The sequence below is a fragment of the Isoptericola sp. NPDC019571 genome, assembly GCF_044389385.1.
Taxonomy (GTDB): Bacteria; Actinomycetota; Actinomycetes; order Actinomycetales; family Cellulomonadaceae; genus Isoptericola; species Isoptericola nanjingensis.
Map to the genome: position 1 here is coordinate 1 of NZ_JBIRXZ010000014.1, position 18,590 is coordinate 18,590.

General features: G+C 73.0%; 12 protein-coding genes. 6 read left to right on the plus strand and 6 right to left on the minus strand.

Features of this window, described 5'->3' with window-relative positions:
* Window positions 1-155 precede the first annotated feature (155 nt).
* The 3 genes from ACH443_RS19520 to ACH443_RS19530 all read right to left on the minus strand — a co-directional run bounded on the left by ACH443_RS19520 (window position 156) and on the right by ACH443_RS19530 (window position 2,810).
* On the minus strand, window positions 156-1,064 hold the full coding sequence (locus ACH443_RS19520) for a DUF4397 domain-containing protein (protein WP_429762961.1): 909 nt from the start codon (window positions 1,062-1,064) through the stop codon (window positions 156-158).
* Between the two features lie 176 nt (window positions 1,065-1,240).
* Complete coding sequence (locus ACH443_RS19525) at window positions 1,241-1,894, minus strand: fasciclin domain-containing protein (protein ID WP_430555522.1); 654 nt, start codon at window positions 1,892-1,894, stop codon at window positions 1,241-1,243.
* A gap of 130 nt (window positions 1,895-2,024) precedes the next feature.
* Window positions 2,025-2,810 carry an isocitrate lyase/phosphoenolpyruvate mutase family protein gene (locus ACH443_RS19530; protein WP_430555521.1) on the minus strand — a complete coding sequence of 262 codons (786 nt, stop codon included), beginning with the start codon at window positions 2,808-2,810 and terminating at the stop codon, window positions 2,025-2,027.
* 153 nt (window positions 2,811-2,963) lie between these two features.
* Between ACH443_RS19530 and ACH443_RS19535 the strand changes: the two genes are divergently transcribed.
* From ACH443_RS19535 to ACH443_RS19555, 5 genes are all read left to right on the plus strand, one after another.
* Window positions 2,964-3,773 carry a hypothetical protein gene (locus ACH443_RS19535; protein ID WP_430591243.1) on the plus strand — a complete coding sequence of 270 codons (810 nt, stop codon included), beginning with the start codon at window positions 2,964-2,966 and terminating at the stop codon, window positions 3,771-3,773.
* Window positions 3,770-4,675, plus strand: coding sequence for a hypothetical protein (locus tag ACH443_RS19540; protein WP_430591244.1), 906 nt, complete (start codon window positions 3,770-3,772; stop codon window positions 4,673-4,675). Before ACH443_RS19535 ends, ACH443_RS19540 begins: the two co-directional genes overlap by 4 nt.
* A gap of 65 nt (window positions 4,676-4,740) precedes the next feature.
* Window positions 4,741-5,103 (plus strand): YidH family protein, encoded by a 363-nt coding sequence (locus ACH443_RS19545; protein ID WP_430591245.1) that lies wholly within the window; start codon window positions 4,741-4,743, stop codon window positions 5,101-5,103.
* 15 nt (window positions 5,104-5,118) lie between these two features.
* Window positions 5,119-5,472 carry a DUF202 domain-containing protein gene (locus ACH443_RS19550; RefSeq protein ID WP_430555519.1) on the plus strand — a complete coding sequence of 118 codons (354 nt, stop codon included), beginning with the start codon at window positions 5,119-5,121 and terminating at the stop codon, window positions 5,470-5,472.
* A 35-nt stretch (window positions 5,473-5,507) separates the two neighbouring features.
* The gene (locus tag ACH443_RS19555) at window positions 5,508-6,131 is read left to right on the plus strand and encodes a Pr6Pr family membrane protein (protein ID WP_430591246.1); all 624 of its coding nucleotides are present in this window, start codon (window positions 5,508-5,510) and stop codon (window positions 6,129-6,131) included.
* Between the two features lies 1 nt (window position 6,132).
* Here ACH443_RS19555 and ACH443_RS19560 read toward each other — a convergent pair whose 3' ends face one another.
* Both ACH443_RS19560 and ACH443_RS19565 read right to left on the minus strand, forming a co-directional pair.
* Complete coding sequence (locus tag ACH443_RS19560) at window positions 6,133-8,022, minus strand: alkyl/aryl-sulfatase (RefSeq protein WP_430555517.1); 1,890 nt, start codon at window positions 8,020-8,022, stop codon at window positions 6,133-6,135.
* 44 nt (window positions 8,023-8,066) lie between these two features.
* The gene (locus ACH443_RS19565) at window positions 8,067-9,851 is read right to left on the minus strand and encodes a SulP family inorganic anion transporter (RefSeq protein ID WP_430591247.1); all 1,785 of its coding nucleotides are present in this window, start codon (window positions 9,849-9,851) and stop codon (window positions 8,067-8,069) included.
* Window positions 9,852-9,964: 113 nt separating this feature from the next.
* Here ACH443_RS19565 and ACH443_RS19570 point away from each other — a divergent pair, with 113 nt between their 5' ends.
* The gene (locus tag ACH443_RS19570; protein WP_430591248.1) at window positions 9,965-18,130 is read left to right on the plus strand and encodes a GEVED domain-containing protein; all 8,166 of its coding nucleotides are present in this window, start codon (window positions 9,965-9,967) and stop codon (window positions 18,128-18,130) included.
* Between the two features lie 4 nt (window positions 18,131-18,134).
* Here the strand turns inward: ACH443_RS19570 and ACH443_RS19575 are convergent, their stop codons facing one another.
* On the minus strand, window positions 18,135-18,548 hold the full coding sequence (locus tag ACH443_RS19575) for a hypothetical protein (protein WP_430591249.1): 414 nt from the start codon (window positions 18,546-18,548) through the stop codon (window positions 18,135-18,137).
* Between the last annotated feature and the right edge of the window lie 42 nt (window positions 18,549-18,590).

The following is an 18,590-nucleotide window of genomic DNA, read 5'->3' on the forward strand; positions in this document are numbered from 1 at the left end:
GCCGCCCGCCGGGGGGGGGGGGGCGGGGGGGGGGGCGGGGGGGTCGGGGGGGGGGCCGGGGCCGGGGGGGGGGCGGGGCCGGGCGCGCCCCCCCGGGGGGGGGGGGGGGGGGGGGGGCCCCCCCCCCCCCACCACGGCGGAGCGTGCGTGCGACGTCATCGGCGGGTCGAGCCCGGCCGGTGAGCGTGCTCGCGCGCGTGCAGCCGTGCCGCCCGGACGAGCTCGTATCCCGCGATCGCGAGGAACATGACCACCAGCGCGCTGCCGACCAGGAGGGCGGCGGTGCTGAACCCGCTGCTGGGGGCCTCGAACCCGGACGTGGCGTCGGCCGCGAGACCGGACATCCCGGCGGGCACGCCGTCGGGAGAGGAGTGGAGCCCGTCCACCGTCTGCGTGGCCAGCGCGAGGGTGCCGTCGTCCAGGCTGCCCCAGGCGTACGCGATGGTGTTGACCCCCTCTGCGACCTCGACGTCCGTCGGCCCGAGCACCGGTTCCGTGGTGCCGGCCGCGGCCACGGCGGCAGAGACCGTTCCCGCCGGGAGGTCGAGGCTCTGCTCGTCGGGGTTCTCCAGCCCGCTGATCACCGGCTCGCCGCCGGCGAGGACGTCCACGGCCGGCGCCGCGGCGACGTGCCGGACGGTGAGGCGGCCCTCGCCGGCCGCCGTCGCCGACATGTCGTTGGTGAAGAGCGTGGCGGTCGGGCCGCCGTCGGCGTCCAGGTGGGCGACCGCGGTGTAGTTGCCGCCCGCCTCGAGCTCCAGGTCGACCGGCCCGATCACGGGGTCGCTCGTGTCCTCGGCGTCGGGCGCGGTGATCGCGACGGTGTACGTCCCCGCGGGCAGGTCGAGCGGGCCCGCCATATCGCCGGGCTCGAAGTCGTCGACGGTGAGCTCGTCGTCGACCCACACGTCGACGGGGGTGTCGGGGACGCCGTGCATCACCGACAGCACCGCGCCGTCCTCGGCCGCGGCGGCGGCCGGGACGAGCCCGACCGCGGAGAGTCCCAGTGCTGCGAAGGCGGTCACCCCGACGAGTGCGGCGCTGCGCCGTGCGGTGCGTTCCATGGTGCCTCCCGGTGTCGTGGCCCTCGGGCCGTGTCCGTGCTGACACCTCTTGTTCCGGCTCGGAGCCGTCCGCGGATGCAATCTGGTTGAGATTTATATTTCTAGCCTTGCTAGCAGATATGCGGACAAGCGCGAGGGCCCCGCCGGCATCCCGGCGAGGCCCTCGGCGCTCGCGGTCAGAGGTCCAGCGGCCGGAGCACCGCGCTGATGCCGTGGGCGATCTGCACGTTGCCCTTGTTGAGGTCGAGCTTGCTCCGGACGAGGAACGGGTCGACGTCGTTGCGGTCCCGGTCGATGAGCCGCACCAGCGGCACCCACCGGCTCAGGACGTCGACCCGGAACGTCGCACCCTGCGCGGTCGTCAGGCGGGCCCCGTCGGAGCGCAGCGCCTGCCGGGCGTCGATCGTGGCGCCGGGCACGACGTGGTAGAGCAGCACCTGCTCGACGGCGTCGACCCCTGCCGCGGCCACGACCCGGCGCAGCACGCCCTGTTCCGTGCGCTCCCAGCGGTGGGTGAGGTCGAACGCCAGGAGCTGGAACGCACGGTCGTTCGGCAGGAACGCCGTGAGGGGGACCGTGCCGTCGGCCAGTACGGCGACAGGGCTGTCCGGCTTGGCCTCCAGCACCGCCGCGACCGCCTGGTCGACCACGTCGAAGTCGTACCAGTTGCGGTCGAAGGTGTCGCCGTCGGAAGCCAGCACCGCGGCCAGGCTGGTCGTCCCCGCGGGCGGGGCCGCCGTGGCGGTGGTCGCGGCTGCGGTGCCCAGCAGGCCCAGGGCGGCCACGCACACGGCACCCCAGGCGGTCCGGGTAGCGTTTCGAAGCTTCATCGTCATCGACTCCTTCGGGTCCACAGGGCGCGGCCTCGGGCGGCCGCGAGGTGCGGGTGCACCTGCCTGCTCTTCGCCCGTCGGCGCGGCCCCGGATGCACCCTCCTGCGGACGGCGCCCCCGGCCCTGCTCAGGAGCGGAACGCCGCACCCATGACGTCGCGCGCCGGCCCCGTGCGGTCGAGGAAGCCGACGCCGCCGGCCTGGAGCTCGCGGGCGGCGTCGACCAGGGCGGACAGGGCGTTCCACGCGAACGTGCCGCCGACGGAGATGCGCGCGACCCCGGCGTCGGCCAGCTCGGCGGGCGTGGGACCGCCCGCGACGAGCAGCGCGTTGACGGGCCGGTCGACCTCGCGGCAGACGGTGGCGATCGCGGCGGCGTCGCGCAGCCCCGGCGCGTACAGCACGTGGGCGCCGGCCTCCTGGTAGGCCTGCAGCCGCGCGATCGTGTCGGCGAGGTCGTCCCGCCCGTACAGGTGGTTCTCGCAGCGGGCCGTGAGCACCAGGTCGCCGGCAGCCTCGGCCGCGGCGACCACGCGCTCGACGGCGAGGCCCCGGTCGTACACCGGCTCGTCGTCCCGGCCGGTGGCGTCCTCGACGGAGGCGCCGGCCACGCCGGCGTCGCGGGCGTCCGCGACGGTGCGGGCGACGTCGGCGGGGGAGTCGGCGAAGCCGTTCTCCAGGTCCGCGCTCACGGGCACGTCGACGGCGGCCGCGAGCGCGGCGGCGTGCGCGAGCGCCTCGTCCCGGGTGACGGCGCCGTCGGGCCGGCCGAGCGTCGCGGCGAACCCGCTGCTCGTCGTCGCGACGGCGGCGAAACCGAGGGCGGCGAGGATCCGCGCAGACCCGGCGTCCCACGCGTTCGGCAGCAGGAGCGGGTCGCCGGGGCGGTGCAGGGCGAGGAAGTCGGCGCGCATGCCGGGCACGCTACCGACGGGCGCCGACACGGCGGTGAGGTCGGAACGCGGTATCAGCGCAGATCGCGCGCTCTCTCCACGGGTAGGACGACGCGCGGCACCGCGGAGTCCTCTGACCGCGACGACGCGGCCCGGTTCTTCCGGGAGGGCGAGATGAGACGAGGCCTGGGCGCTCTGGCAGTCCTGCTGGTCCTGGCGACGACCGCGTGCGGGGACGGCGGAGAGCTGCCCGACGCGGACGCGGGCGCCACGGAGCCGCCCGCGACGACGTCCGAGGCCGCGCGGCCCGGCGACGAGGGCGACGGCGGCAGCAGGGACGACGACGGCGACGGGAACGATGCGGGCGAGGACCTCGAGGAACCGCTGCCGCAGGCGGGCGGCGCCGCCCAGGCCGACCTCCCCGGCCTCCTCATGGGCGGTGAGGACTTCGTGCTCGTCGGCGACGCGTGGTGCGGTCTCGCCTCGATCCAGACGAACGGGGTGCCCGAGGGCGTGACCGTGGAGATCGAGCGGGTGTCCGTCCTGACCGCGGGCGCTGCGCTGGCGAGCTCCGACTGCGGTGAGCCGCCCTGCGTCGGCGAGCCGTTCGCGCCGGGCGACATCTCGTGCTGGGTCGCCGTGCGGCCGCCCGACCCCGCGACGGAGCTGGTCGACGTCTCGTTCGCCGCGAGCGCCACCTGCCCCACCCAGCGGCAGTGCGACGAGTTCAAGGCGGCGATGACGCTCCACACCGTGTGGTCGATGTGCCACCCGCCCGACGACGTCGTGTACGACTGCGACCCGGCGAGCGACGAGTCCTCCGAGGCACCGACGGAGGAGTCCGGCGAGCCGGAGACCGGGGAGCCGAGCGAGGCGCCGGAGAACGAGGTGACCGAGACGCCGGAGGAGGTCACGCAGGAACCCGCCGACGAGCCCGCCGACGAGCCCGCCGACGAGCCCACCGAGGAACAGGTCCTTCCGTGACCCAGCAGCCGTCACCGCCGGCGCACGAACCGAGCGTCCTGGCGCGCGTCTGGTCGGTGCTGGGCACGGTGGTCGCCCCGGCGACGTTCGTCACGGCGATCCTGTTCTACTTCGGCTACGTCACGACCCGCGCGCAGTACCTGTACTTCGGCGTGGACGTCGACCTGCTCGGGTACAGCACGCAGGAGTTCGTCATGCGCAGCCCGCAGCCACTCCTGGTGCCGATGCTCGCGGTGCTGCTCGTGGGGGCGGGGCTGGTGCTCGCGGACGCGGCGCTGCGGCGGAGGCTCGCCGGCGCCCCGGCTCCGGTGGCGCACCGCTGGACGCTCGGGCTGACGGTCGGCGGCGCCGTCGTGCTGGCGGTCGGCGTGACGCTGGTCGTGGCCTATCCGGCGCTCGCGGCCTGGGTCCCGTACCCGTTGGTGACCCCGCTGGTGATCGGCGTCGGGTCGGCGGGCCTCGCGTACGGCCTCACCTGGTCCCACCGCAGGCGGGGCACGGGACCGGACGCCGGGCCGACGACGGGCACCGACCCCGCACGGACGGCCGTCCTGCTGCTGGTCCTCACGGTGGTCGCCGCGCTCTTCTGGGCCACCGGCACGGTGGCCGAGTGGACGGGACGCGGTCAGGCCAAGGCGCTCGCCCGCGACCTGGGCAGCCTGCCCGCCGTCGTCGTCGACACCCCGCAGCAACTGCAGGTGGGCGACCCGGCAGTGGTGGAGGAGGGTCTCGCGGCCGGGGACGGCGAGTACCGGTACCGCTACCGCGGCCTGCGGCTGCTGGTCGAGGGCGGAGACGCCCTCTTCCTCGTCCCCGACAGGTGGTCGCCGCACGGGTCGACGCTGGTGGTGCCGCTCGACGACGTCCGCGTGAAGCTCCGGTTCGTCAACGACCCGCCCTGAGCGCCCCCGCTCCTCCTGCGGGAGGATGTCGGCAGCACCCGCAGAGACGAAGGAGGCACGTCGACGTGAGCCGCGAGCGTTTCCCACGCTGGGTCTACGAGAGGGGCTCGGAGCCCGACCCGCGGTTCTCGCTGGCCAACGAGCGCACCATCCTCGCGTGGCTCCGGACGGCCCTGGGGCTGATCGCCGGCGGCACGGCGCTCGAGGCGCTGGACCTGCCGATGGAGCCGCACCTGCGCCTCACGTCTGCGATCGTGCTGCTCGTGGCGGGCGCCGTCGTGCCGGTCGCGGCGGCGGTCGAGTGGGCCCGCTCGGAGCGCGCCATGCGGGAGCACGGCCCGCTGCCGGGCGCGATCACCGGGTTCGTGCTGGTCGTGACCATCACCGTCGTGGGCATCCTCGTGCTGCTCGCCCTGCTGCTGTACTGACGTGACGGCGCCGACATGACCGACCGCCCCGACCCGCCGCTCGTCGGCCCCGAGCGCGACCGCGGCCTCCAGGCCGAGCGGACGGCGCTCGCGTGGCGACGCACGCTGCTCTCCTTCACCGCGGCGTGCGCGGTGGCGTGGCAGACGCTGCCGGGCGTGGACGGTGCGACGTCGTTCCTCCTCGCCGCCGCCGTCGGGCTGGTGCTCACGCCTCCGCTGTGGTGGTTCGCCCAGCGGCACGCCCGCCACACCCACCGGCACCTCGACACGGCCGAGCCGCGCCTCCGCCACGGGCGGCGGATCGTCGTGATGTGCGCGGGCACGGCCCTGCTCGGCCTCGCCGGGCTGGTGGCGGTCGTCGTCTTCTGACGGGGCGGGCGCGCGGAGTCTGCTTCACTACCGCCATGTTCGTGCTCGTGGGCCTGTTCCGGCTCGTCGTCGTCGCGCTCGGTCTCGTCGGCACGCGCGCCATCTGGCGCGACGGCGACGTCGAGGGCTTCGTCTACTTCACCAACCTCACCAGCTTCCTGGCGGTGGCGGTCTTCGGCTGGGCCGCCGTCACGACGCTGCGGCGCCGCGAGCCACCGCCGGTCGGGGCGAAGGGACTGGTCACGCTCGCCGCGGCCATCACCGGGCTGGTCGCGTGGCTGGTCCTCGCGCCGGAGGATCCGGACGCCCCGGCCGTCTTCCTCGGGCTCACGGACGGGCAGGTCGAGCACCGGGCCCTGCCGATCGCCGTCGTGCTGGACTTCCTGCTGTTCGACCCGCACCGCCGCGCCCGCCTGCGCGACGCGGGCCTGTGGATGCTGTTCCCCGTGCTGTACTTCGGCGCGATCCTGCTGCGCGGTCAGCTCAGCCCGGGCAGCGACTACCCGTACGGGTTCATCGACGTGGACGCCCTCGGGTGGGGCGGGCTGGGGCTCAACCTGGTGCTCTACGGCGGCGCCTTCTACGTCCTCGGGCTGCTCATCGTCGGTATCGACCGGGTGCTCCCCGCCCGCCCCCTCCTGGGAACCGTTGGGTCCTAGATCACGGCGTGACGATGGCGAAGTCCGGGTCGCCCGGGTCGAGGATCCCGTGGACCCTCGCCAGCGCGTCCGTGTCGCCGCTGACTTCGATGCCGAAACCGGCGAGGCGAGCCGGGTCCAGACCCCCCGCCAGCGCGGGCAGATTCGCCCGCGTCGCCGTGATGGTCACGTCGGCGTCGTCGCGCTGGGGCCGGGAGCTGTAGGTGAGGGCACCGTTGGAGAGCCGGAGCCGGTAGCGCGTGTCCGTGTCGTTCAGGACGACGTCCGCCGTGACCGAGTGGTCCCATGCCTGTGGTCCGTTCACCTGGATCGCGAGGGCGTCGAACAGCATCTCCGGGGTGAGGTGGTCGACGATGTCCTTCGACGCGGTCTGCGTGGGCGTACCGAAGTTCCCCGCTCGGAGCTCGGTGGCGCCGGAGAGGTAGACGTTGCGCCAGGTCCCGTTCTCCGCCCCGTAACCGAGCTGCTCGAACGTGTCGGCCAGCAGCTCCTTCGCCGCCGCGTGGCCGGGTTCGGCGAAGACGACGTGGGACAGCACCTCCGCGACCCAGCGGAGGTCGCCGGAGTCGTACGAGGCGCGCGCCTTCTCCACCACGGCGTCCGCGCCGCCCATGAATTCCACGTACCGCTTGCCCTGCTCGACGGGCGGGTGCTGCCAGAGGTGGGCGGGGTTGCCGTCGTACCAGCCCATGTACCGCTGGTAGATCGCCTTGACGTTGTGGCTCACGGAGCCGTAGTACCCGCGGGCGTGCCACGCGTTCTCGAGCGCCGGGGGCAGGGGCAGCTGCTCGGCGATCTCGATGCCCGTGTACCCCTGGTTGAGCAGGCGCAGCGTCTGGTCGTGCAGGTAGGCGTACAGGTCGCGCTGCTCCGCGAGGAACGTCACGGCGCGCTCGTTGCCCCAGATAGGCCAGTGGTGGGAGGCGAACACGATGTCGAGGTCGGCGCCGAACAGGTCGATCGTCTCGGTGAGGTAGTTCGCCCAGGCATGCGGGTCGCGCACGACGGCGCCGCGCAGCGTCAGCAGGTTGTGCAGCGTGTGCGTGGCATCCTCCGCCGCGCACAGGGCCTTGTGGTCCGGGAAGTACACGAGGAACTCGGCCGGGGCCTCAGTGCCGGGCGCCATCTGGAAGATCATGCGCACGCCGTCGACGGTCTCCTCCTGCCCCGTCGTGGTGACGTCGAGGGTCGGGGTGATGAGGGTGACCGTGCCGGTCGACGTGGTCTGCCCGAGGCCGGCGCCGACCGCGCCCTGCGGGCCGCGAGCCAGCGCAGCGCCGTACATGTAGCCGGCGCGGCGACCCATCGCGGTGCCCGCGTAGACGTTCTCCGCCACCGCATGCTCCGTGAACTCCGCGGGCGCGACGACGGGCACGCGTCCGGCGTCGACGTCCTCCTGCGTGGTGACGCCCTTGACGCCGCCGAAGTGGTCCACGTGGCAGTGGGTGTAGATGATCCCGGTGACGGGGCGGTCGCCGCGGTGCTCGCGGTACAGGGCGAGGGCCGCGGCGGCGGTCTCGGTGGAGATGAGCGGGTCGAGCACGATGACGCCCGTCTCCCCCTCGATGAACGTCACGTTGGAGAGGTCGAAGCCGCGCACCTGGTAGATGCCCTCGACCACCTCGAACAGGCCCTGCTCGGCGACCAGCTGCGACTGCCGCCAGAGGCTCGGGTTCACGCTGTCCGGCGCGTCGCCGGTGAGGAACGAGTAGGTGTCGTTGTCCCAGACGACGTCGCCCGTGTCGTTCGTGATCGCGTTCGGCGTCCGCCGGCCGATCAGACCGCGCGTGGCGTCCTCGAAGTCCTGCCGGTCGGTGAAGGGAAGACCGTTCAGCAGGGCCTGCTGCTGGGCGATGATCGTGGGCGTGGCCGGCTTCGGTGCGGTAGGCATGGCGCCACGATGGCACCGCTCGCGCGGGACCGCGCGGCGAGGGTTCAGCCGTCGGCGGACGCCGCCCGGCGGATGCGTCGACGCTCCGCGAGGTCGTACGCCTCGCGCACCGATCCGAGGAGGGTGTCGCCGCTCGGGACGACGGAGTCTCGCAGGCGTCCGCTGACGCCGCCGGTCTCGAAACGCTGCCGCAGGTCCTCCGGCACACCGCACACCACCACGTCGACGCCGTGCTCGTGCCAGCGGTCCAGCAGCCGGTCGAGCGACTTGAGGAACGTGGTCGACGGGATGCCCGCGGAGCCGCGCAGCGAGATGACGAGCGCGGCGTCCTGGGTGTGCGCGGTGTGCGGCCACTCCTCCTCGAGGCGGTTCACCTCGGCGAAGAACCCGGTGCCCACGTAGTGCAGCACGGTGGTCTGGCCGCTGGGCAGGTCGGCGGGGGCGTCCTCGACGCGGAAGTCGCCGTCGCCGGTCGGCACGAACCGGACCAGCCGCCCGCGCTTGGCCGCCTGCACCGCGAACAGCACGATCGACAGGCCCGCGCCGAGGAAGATGGCCTGCTGCAGCGGCAGCTGCGTGGTGGCCGCGAACGTCACGACCAGCGCCGCCGCGGACAGCCACGACGTGCGGAAGACGAGCACGATGTCGGCCCACCGCCCGACGATGAGCTCGCCGCCGATGACGAGCAGCAGGCCCCCGATGACCGCCATCGGGATCTCGCCGGCCAGCGGGCCGAGCAGCAGCACCAGCACGATGAGCCACACGCCCGCGAAGATGCCGGCCCAGCGCGTCTGCGCGCCGCCGCTGGTCGCGACGCCGGTGCGCGAGAGGGAACCGCCGGTGGGCAGCGCGCCGAAGAACCCGCCCGCCACGTTGGCGAGGCCCTGCGCGGTGAAGTCCTTCGAGACGTCGGTGCGGGAGCCGTCCGGGTTGGGCACCGCCGCGCCGATCCCCGCCGCCTGCGCGAGCGCGATCAGCGCGATGGCGAGCCCGCCGGACACGAGCTCCGGCATCGCGCCGAGGTCCGGCAGCGTGAACGGCGGCAGCGAGCGCGGGATGGCGGCGATGTCGCTCACCCGTTCCACGTCGGTGCCCAGCAGCGCCACGACCACGGTGACGACGACGAGCGAGACCAGCGTCGCCGTCTTGCGCAGCGGCTTGACCAGCTGGAGCCCCGCCCACACGGCCACCGTCGCGACCGCGACGAGGACGGTCGCGCCGTCCCACTCCCCGACGTGCAGCACGCCCTCGACCAGCTTGCCCACCGTGTTGTGCGCCTCAGGGGTGTAGCCGGTGGCGTCCTTGACCACGCCGGCCACGATCTGCACGGCGATGCCCGCCGTGAACCCGGTCATCACCGCCGTCGACACGAACGACATCACCGACCCGAGCCTGAGCACCCCCAGCAGCAGCATCCACAGCCCGACCATCACGGTCAGCGCGGCGACGGAGCCGAGGTCGCCGGGGTCGAGGCCCGCGCCGACGAGGATGCTCTGCGCCGACAGCGCGATCGCGCTCGTGAGCGTGGTGACCATGAGGACCGTGCGGCTGAAGATCGAGCCGATCACCGTGGGCACGGCGCCCGACCACAGGCCCATCGGCGCGGAGAACCCGCCGACCGTCGCGTACGCCATGCCCTCGGGGATGGAGAACAGGCCCGTCACGAAGCCGGAGACGACGTCGCGCGGGGTCGGCTTCGGCAGGTTGCGGTGCCGGGGAGCCGGGCCGGGACCGGGGTTCGGGTGCACGTCAGCACCCTGCCGCAGGGGCCGTCGGGCCGCGACCGGGATGGGCTCGTCCCGCGCGCGGACCTGAGGATTCTCTGGCACCTTCGACGAGGGTGCCTGTGCACGACGGCGTGCGCGGGCGGACACGTCGCAGCCGTAGGAGGCCGTGGATCGTGGGATTCCGAAGGGCGAGAGCGGGCAGGGGCCGCGCCGCCGTGTCCGGGGTGCTGGCCGGCGGGCTCGCGCTGGGCGGTGCGTTCGTCACCGTGGCGCTGCCGGTGGCCTCCGCGCCGGAGGCCGCAGCCGAGCCCGGGAACCCCGGTGTCCCCGGCGACCCCCAGGTGCTGTACACCGAGGACTTCGAGAACACGCCCGACGGGTCGAACATCCTGCTCACCGACTACACGGGCACGCAGGGCACCACCTACTCGGCCGCGGCGTTCTGGGCCAACAGGCCGAACTGCAACGGGTTCATCGTCGACTGGACGAGCCCCCGCAACGCGAACGACTGCACGGACGTGCCCAACGCCGCAGGGGTCTACAACAGCATGCTGGCCATCCCGCACGCGCTCGGTCAGCTGCGCGGGGTCCCTCCGACGACGAACGGGGCGGCGGCCTCGTACACGGCGGACTCGGCCACGGGGGCGCAGATCCAGTTCCAGTCGTCGCCGATCACGCTCCCCGTCGCGAACCGCTTCGTGACGTTCTCCGTCGACGCCGGCGCGATGAACTGCGGCGTCTCCGCACCACTGCTGCGGTTCTACCTCCTGGACGACGCCGCCGCCGAGATCCCCGTCTCGAGCGCGCCGATCAACGTGTGCACCGACTCCCGCGGCACCACCTACACGGGTGTGCCCACGCCGAACGGCGCGAACCAGACCGTGCGCGCGGGGACGTTCGCCGCCAACGGGTCGACGCTGGTCACGGGGTCGACGCTCGCCGTGCGCATGCGGAACCAGAACAGTGCCGCGAACGGCAACGACGGCGCCTACGACAACATCCAGGTGCTCGACGTCAGCCCGCAGCTCGACAAGGCGTTCTCCCCGACGTCGACCATCGTCGGCGGCCGTTCCACGCTCACGTTCACCGTCACCAACACCTCGGAGCTGGCGGCGAAGGACGGCTGGGAGTTCACGGACAACCTGCCCGCCGGGCTCGAGGTGGCCCGCCCGTCCGCCGTGGACACCGACTGCGACGCCGATGTCGCGGCGCCCGCGGGTGGCACCACCGTCGCCGTGACGAACGGCGTGCTCGCCGCGGGGGAGGAGTCCTGCACGGTCAGCGTGGACGTCACCTCGCGCACGCCGGGCGAGTACACCAACGGCCCGGACGACGTGGAGCCGACGACGGGGGTCAACCTGCCGGGCGAGACCACCGTGACCTTCACCCCGTTCGTCGGGGCGGGGGCGTGCCCCACGCCGGCATTCCTGTTCCAGGGGTCTCCGTCGGCCACGCCGACCGAGATCGACCTCGTCACCGGCGAGCTGGTGGACCAGCCGGCCCTGGACGGCATCGCGTACAACGGGGTCGGGTACAGCGAGCTCGCGGACGCGTTCTTCGGCATGGACAACCCGACGGACCAGATCTACCTCGTCGCGCCCGACTACGCGACGGTGGAGAACCTGGGCTCCCCGGACTACTCGAACGTGTCCTTCACGTTCGACCAGCTCTTCCCGAACGGCGTGCCCATCGGTGACGTCTCCCCCGAGGGCATCCTCTACGTGTCGTCCTCGAGCCAGACGGCGACGCGCCCGTGGATGGCCATCGACGTCGACCAGGAGTCGCCGGCGTTCCTCCAGGTGCTCGACGGAGGTGCCGTGCCGGCACCGGCCGCCCCGATCAACGCGGGGCTGGACTGGGTGTTCAACCCCGACGACGGGCGGCTGTACTCGTTCGGGACGAACGCGAACAACAACAACGTCTTCCTCTACGCGTTCGACCCGGCGAACCCTGCTGTCGGCTACGTCCAGGTGGGCGCCCTCGGTGCCCTCGTCGCCCCCGACGGTGTGCCGGCGGTGGGCAACCAGGCGAACAGCTCTCCGTTCGGCGCCACGTACTCGAGCCCCGGCTACCTGTACGGGGCGAACAACGAGACGGGGCAGATCTGGCGCGTCTCCACGACGGACCCGAGCACCGCCACCTTCTTCGCCTACGGCCCCGGCCCGACGAGCAACAACGACGGCGCCCGCTGCGCCTCCGCCCCGGTCCTCATGGACCTCGGTGACGCGCCGGACACGTACGGCACGTCGCTGTCCGAGGACGGCGCGCGGCACGGCCTCGTCGACTACGACGCGTCGACGAACACGGCGCCGCTGATGCTCGGCGACGCGAACACCGTCGACCCGGAGGACGACGGCGCGCCGGGCACGGCCGCCGACGGCGACGACGCCGCCGGGGTGGACGACGAGGGTGCGGTGGCAGGCCCGATCACGATGACGACGGGCGTCGAGACCACGGTGACGGTCACGGCGACCAACAACGGCGACGAAGCGGCGACGCTCGCCGGCTGGGTCGACCTCGACGCCGACGGCGCGTTCGAGGCGGGCGAACGTGTCACCGTCGCGGTCCCCGCTGGCTCCGGGACGGAGGACTACGACCTCACCTTCCCCGGGGCGACGGTGCCCGGGGACGCGTACGCCCGATTCCGGCTGTTCGCGGGCGACGTCGCCGACCCGTCGCCGACCGGTGCGGTCTCGGGCGGTGAGGTGGAGGACTACCCCGTCACGGTCGAGAACGAGCCGTTCGTCTGCGACGCGCTGTACTCGGCGCAGGGCGGCGGCCCGCACGCGATCTACGGCGTCGACACCGCGACCGGTGCGCTCGCCGTCGAGCACACGATGGACGGCATCTCCGGTACCAACAACGCGCTGGGGATCTCAGGCGACGGGCGGTACGCCTTCACGCACTCCGGTTCGACCGTCTACGTGTTCGACTCCGCGACCGAGACCACACAGTCCTATCCGGCCGGTCCGAACTTCAACGCCACGCACGGAGCCGTGGACCGCGCGACGGGCGTGTACTACTTCGGCAACGTCGCGGGGAGCACGGCGGAGGTCTACGCCTTCGACCCGGCGACCGAGACGTACCTGGGTCAGGTCGCCGCCGTGGCGCTCGACGACCCGCCGGGGCAGAACGGCGACTGGGCCTTCGACAGCTTCGGCAACCTGTACCTGTCGGCGGGCGACGCGGCCAACGCGATCTACGTGGTTTCGGGTCCGCTGCCGTCGACCACGCAGGGCTCGCCCCTGGCCCTGGACTCCCGCCAGATCGGGACTGCCCAGACGGGTGAGCCCATCAACGGCCTGGCGGTGGACGTGCAGGGGTACGTCTACCTGGGCAGTGGCACCACCCTCTACCAGGTGAACCCGAGCTCGGGGGAGGCCGTCGCGACGCCGGCCCTGTCGCCGTCGGGCCAGAGCGTGGACCTCGCGTCGTGCGCCACGCCCGCCACGATCCAGGTGCAGAAGGACGTGGTGGACCGCCGTGCCGACACCGACCAGTTCACCGTGAGCCTGTCGGGCGGCGGGATTCAGGACGGCCTGGGCAACACTGGTACCACGGCAGGCACGGACCTCGGCGTGCAGGACGAGGAGGGCGAGTACGGCGGCCCGCTGATGGCCCTCGTCGGTGAGACGTACACCGTCACGGAGACGGCGGCCGGTACCACCGACCTCGCGAACTACACCACCGCGTGGGAGTGCGTGAACCAGATCGACGACTCCGTGGTCGCCTCCGGCGACGGCACGGAGGGGGAGTTCACGATGCCCCCCGCCGGCGCGGACGGCGTCGGCGCGGCGGTGCTGTGCACGTTCACCAACGACGACCTGCCGGTCCCGGCGCTGGAGATCACCAAGACGGCCGACCCGGCGGGCGAGGTGCTGCCCGGCGGCACCGTCGAGTACACGGTGACGGTGGAGAACACCGGCGAGACCACGTACACGGCGGACGACCCCGCGTCGTTCACGGACGACCTCACGGAGGTGCTGGACGACGCGACGTGGGGCGACGACGCGGCGGCCGACGTCGGCGAGGTGACGTACGACGAGCCGGAGCTGGCATGGTCCGGAGCTCTCGCACCCGGCGACGTCGCGACGATCACGTACTCGGTCACGGTGGACGATCCGCTGACGGGCGACGGCGAGCTAGCGAACGCCGTCGTCGGTCCGCCGGAGTCGAACTGCGCGCCCGGCTCGGACGACCCGGAGTGCACCGCCGACGTGCCGGTGCGGGCCCTCTCGATCGCCAAGGTCTCCTCCCCGGCGGGCGAGGTGCTGCCCGGCGGCACGGTGACGTACACGGTGACGGTGGAGAACACGGGCCAGGCGCCGTACACCGACGACGAGCCGGCGACGTTCACCGACGACCTGACGGAGGTGCTGGACGACGCGACCTGGGACGACGACGCGGCGGCCGACGTCGGGGAGGTGACGTACGCCGAGCCGCAGCTGTCGTGGTCCGGGGCGCTCGCGCCCGGGGACGTCGCGACGATCACCTACTCGGTGACGGTGGGCGACCCGCCGACGGGCGACGGGACGCTGACCAACGCCGTCGTGGGCCCGCCGGAGTCGGGCTGCGACGAGGGCACGGAGGACGGGTGCGGCACCGACGTGCCGGTCCGGGCACTCGCCGTCGCCAAGATCTCCGCCCCGGCGGGCGAGGTCTTGGCCGGCGAGACGGTGGACTACACGGTGACGGTGACCAACACGGGTGGCGCGCCGTACACGGCTCTGGACCCGGCGACGTTCACGGACGACCTCACCGAGGTGCTGGACGACGCCACGTGGAACGGCGACGCCACCGCGGACGTCGGTGCGGTGTCGTACGCGGAGCCCGTGCTGTCGTGGTCGGGGGCACTGGCGCCGGGTGACGTCGCGGAGATCACCTACTCCGTCACGGTGAACGACCCGGTCTCCGGCGACGGGGTCCTGTCCAACGCGGTCGTCGGTCCGCCGGAGTCGGGCTGCGACGACGGCACGGAGGACGGGTGCGGCACGGACGTGCCGGTGCGCGACCTCACGATCGCGAAGACCTCTGCTCCCGCGGACCAGGTGCTGCCGGGCGGCACGGTGACGTACACGGTCACGGTGGAGAACACGGGCGGTGCGCCGTACGCCGACGACGACCCGGCGACGTTCACCGACGACCTGAGCGAGGTGATCGACGACGCGACCTGGGACGGGACGCCGAGCGCGGACGTCGGCGAGGTGAGCTACACGGAGCCCGAGCTGTCCTGGTCCGGCGCGCTGGCGCCGGGGGACGTCGCGACGATCACATACTCGGTGACGGTGAACGACCCGCTGACCGGTGACGGCACGCTGACCAACGCCGTCGTCGGCCCGGACGAGTCGAGCTGCGCGGACGGGAGCGACGATCCTGCCTGCGGCACTGACGTGCCGGTGCGCGCGCTGCAGGTCGTGAAGTCGTCCGACGGCACGGGCGAGGCGCTGCCGGGCGACACGGTGGCCTACACGATCACGGTGGAGAACATCGGACAGACGACGTACACGGACGCCGACCCGGCGACGTTCGACGACGACCTGTCGGACGTGCTGGACGACGCGACCTTCGGCGACGTGACCGCGGACGTCGGCACGGCGACGTTCGCCGACCCCGTGCTGTCGTGGAGCGGGGGGCTCGCACCCGGGGACGTCGCGACGATCACGTACTCGGTGACGGTGGACGACCCGCCGACGGGCGACGGCGAGATGCGGAACGTCGTCGTCGGGCCCGAGGAGTCGAACTGCACCGACCCGGCCAGTGAGGACCCGGACTGCGTGGAGCCGAACCCGGTCCGCGCGCTGGAGATCACCAAGGCGGCGGAACCGACCGGTGAGGTGCTGCCCGGCGACGCGGTGACGTACACGGTGACGGTGGAGAACGCCGGCCAGGTCGCGTACACGGCGGACGTCCCGGCGTCGTTCACGGACGACCTCACGGAGGTGCTGGACGACGCGACCTGGGACGGCGACGCCACCGCGGACCTCGGTGCGGTGTCCTACGCGGAGCCTGTGCTGTCGTGGCAGGGCGCGCTGGCGCCGGGCGACGTCGCGACGGTCACCTACTCGGTCACCGTGAACGACCCGGTGTCCGGGGACGGGACGCTGGACAACGCCGTCGTGGGGCCGCCCGAGTCGAACTGCGACCCCGAGCAGGACCCCGCGGACCCGGAGTGCACGAACGAGCTGCCCGTCCGGGCGCTGGAGATCACCAAGTCGGCGGACCCGGCGGACGAGACGCTGCCCGGCGGCACGGTGACGTACACGGTGACAGTGGAGAACACCGGCGGGGCCGACTACACGGACGCCGACCCGGCGACGTTCACCGACGACCTGTCCGAGGTGCTGGACGACGCCACGTACGACGAGGACGCGACGGCGGACGTCGGCGACGTGTCCTACGCCGAGCCGACGCTGTCGTGGTCCGGTGCGCTGCCGGCGGGCGGGACGGCGACGGTCACGTACTCGGTCACGGTGAACGACCCGGTGTCCGGGGACGGGACGCTGGACAACGCCGTGGTGGGGCCCGAGGAGTCCAACTGCGACGACGGCACGGAGGAGGACTGCCATGTGCCGGTGCCGGTGCGGGCACTGGAGATCACGAAGTCGGCCGACCCCGCGGGCGGGGTGCTGGCCGGCGACACGGTGACGTACACCGTGACCGTCCAGAACACGGGAGGCGCGGACTACACGGCCGTCGAGCCGGTGTCCTTCACGGACGACCTGACGGACGTGCTGGACGACGCGGTCTACGACGACGACGCGAGCGCGGACGTCGGCGAGGTGACGTACGCCGAGCCGACCCTGTCGTGGTCCGGCCCGTTGCCCGTGGGCGAGACGGCGACGATCACCTACTCGGTGACGGTGAACAGCCCGGTGTCCGGCGACGGCACGCTGACCAACGCCGTCGTCGGCCCGGAGGAGTCGAGCTGCGCGGACGGGTCGGACGACCCGAGCTGCACCACCGACGTGCCGGTGCAAGCCCTCCGCCTGGTCAAGTCGTCGGACGGCGCGGAGGGAGCGCGTCCCGGCGACACGATCACGTACACGGTGACCGCGACGAACACCGGCCAGGTGGCGTACACGGACGACGACCCGGCGTCGTTCGACGACGACCTGTCCGAGGTGCTGGACGACGCGACGTACGACGGCGACGCGAGCGCGGACGTCGGGACGACGTCGTACGCGGAGCCGACGCTGAGCTGGAGCGGTGCGCTCGAGCCGGGGCAGGTCGCGACGATCACCTACTCCGTGACCCTGGTCGACCCGCCGACGGGCGGCGGCGAGCTGTACAACGTGGTGGTCGGTCCGGAGGAGTCGAACTGCACGGACCTCGCACCGGACCCGGCGACCGCCGATCCCGACTGCGTGGAGCCCGACCCGGTCAAGGACCTGGAGATCCTCAAGACGGCGGACCCTTCGGGGCCCGTGACGGTGGGTGACACCGTCACGTACACGATCGAGGTGTCCAACACGGGCACCGCCGACTACACGGCCGAGGACCCGGCGTTCTTCACGGACGACCTGACCGAGGTGCTGGACGACGCGACGTACGACGGAGACGCGGTCGCGGACGTGGGTGACGTGTCGTACGCGGAGCCGGAGCTGTCGTGGTCCGGTGCACTGGAGGCGGGGGAGACGGCGACCGTCACGTACTCGGTAACGGTGAACGACCCGCTGTCCGGGGACGGGACGCTGGCCAACGCGGTGCTCGGGCCGCAGGAGTCCAACTGCCCGGTCGTGATGCCGGACGGCGGCGGGATGTCCGCTGGCGTCTCGACGGCGATCCCGCAGATGCCGGCCGGCTGCCAAGTGATCACGCCGATCCGGGCGTTCGAGGTCGCGAAGGCGGTGGACGTCACCGAGGCGGGTCCCGGCGACGTCGTGACCTACACGGTGACGGTGTCCTCGACCGGCGCGGCTCCGTTCACGGACGACGTGCCCGCGGGCTTCACCGACGACCTCACCGAGGTGCTCGACGACGCGACGCCGGAGGGCACGCCGTCGGCGAGTGCGGGCGAGCTCGGGTACACCGCGCCGACCTTGCAGTGGCGCGGCCCGCTCGACGTCGACGGCACCGTCACGGTGACGTACGCGCTGCGGATCGACGACCCCGACGAGGGCGACGGCACCGTGACGAACGTCGTGACGCCCGACGGTTCCGGCGGTTCCTGCACGAGCGACGACGGGTGCTCCACCACGACGACGGTGACACCGCCCGGAGCTGCGCCCGCGCCGCAGCCCCCGGACGCAGGGGGGACGACCCCGCCGGACTTCCTGCCGCAGACCGGCGCCGGGTGGGTGGGCACCCTGCTCGCGCTCGCCGCGCTGCTCACGCTGGTCGGCGGTCTGCTCTACCGCTTCCGGCCGGGCCGCGAGGGGTAGGCGGTCAGCTGCAGTCGAGGTCCTCGCGCACGGACGAGGTCGCGTCGACGACGCCCTGTGCCTCGTCCTTGAGCGAATCGGCCGCCTCGGCGAGGGTGGCGTCGTCGTCGACCTGGCCGAACGCCGTGACGAGGGCGTCCCACGAGCGGGCGATGTCGTCCGTGCGGTCGTCGCTCACCTGGGAGATGCTCTCCTCCAGCGTCTCCTGGGCCTCCTGCGCCTGATCGCGCGCCGCCTGCACCTCCGCGACCGTCGCGTCGGGGCCCAGGGTGCCCGCGAGGTTTCGCAGGGCGTCCGTGTATGCGGAGAGGTCCTGGCAGGTCTGGGTCGTGTCGTCCCCCATCGCGTCGGTGCTGGCCTCGCCGCACCCCGCCAGCAGCAGCGCCGTCGCGCCCAGTGCCGCCGTCGTGCCCGGCACCGTACGCCCGTGTCGTGTCCTCGCCCGGCCCATGTCGACTCC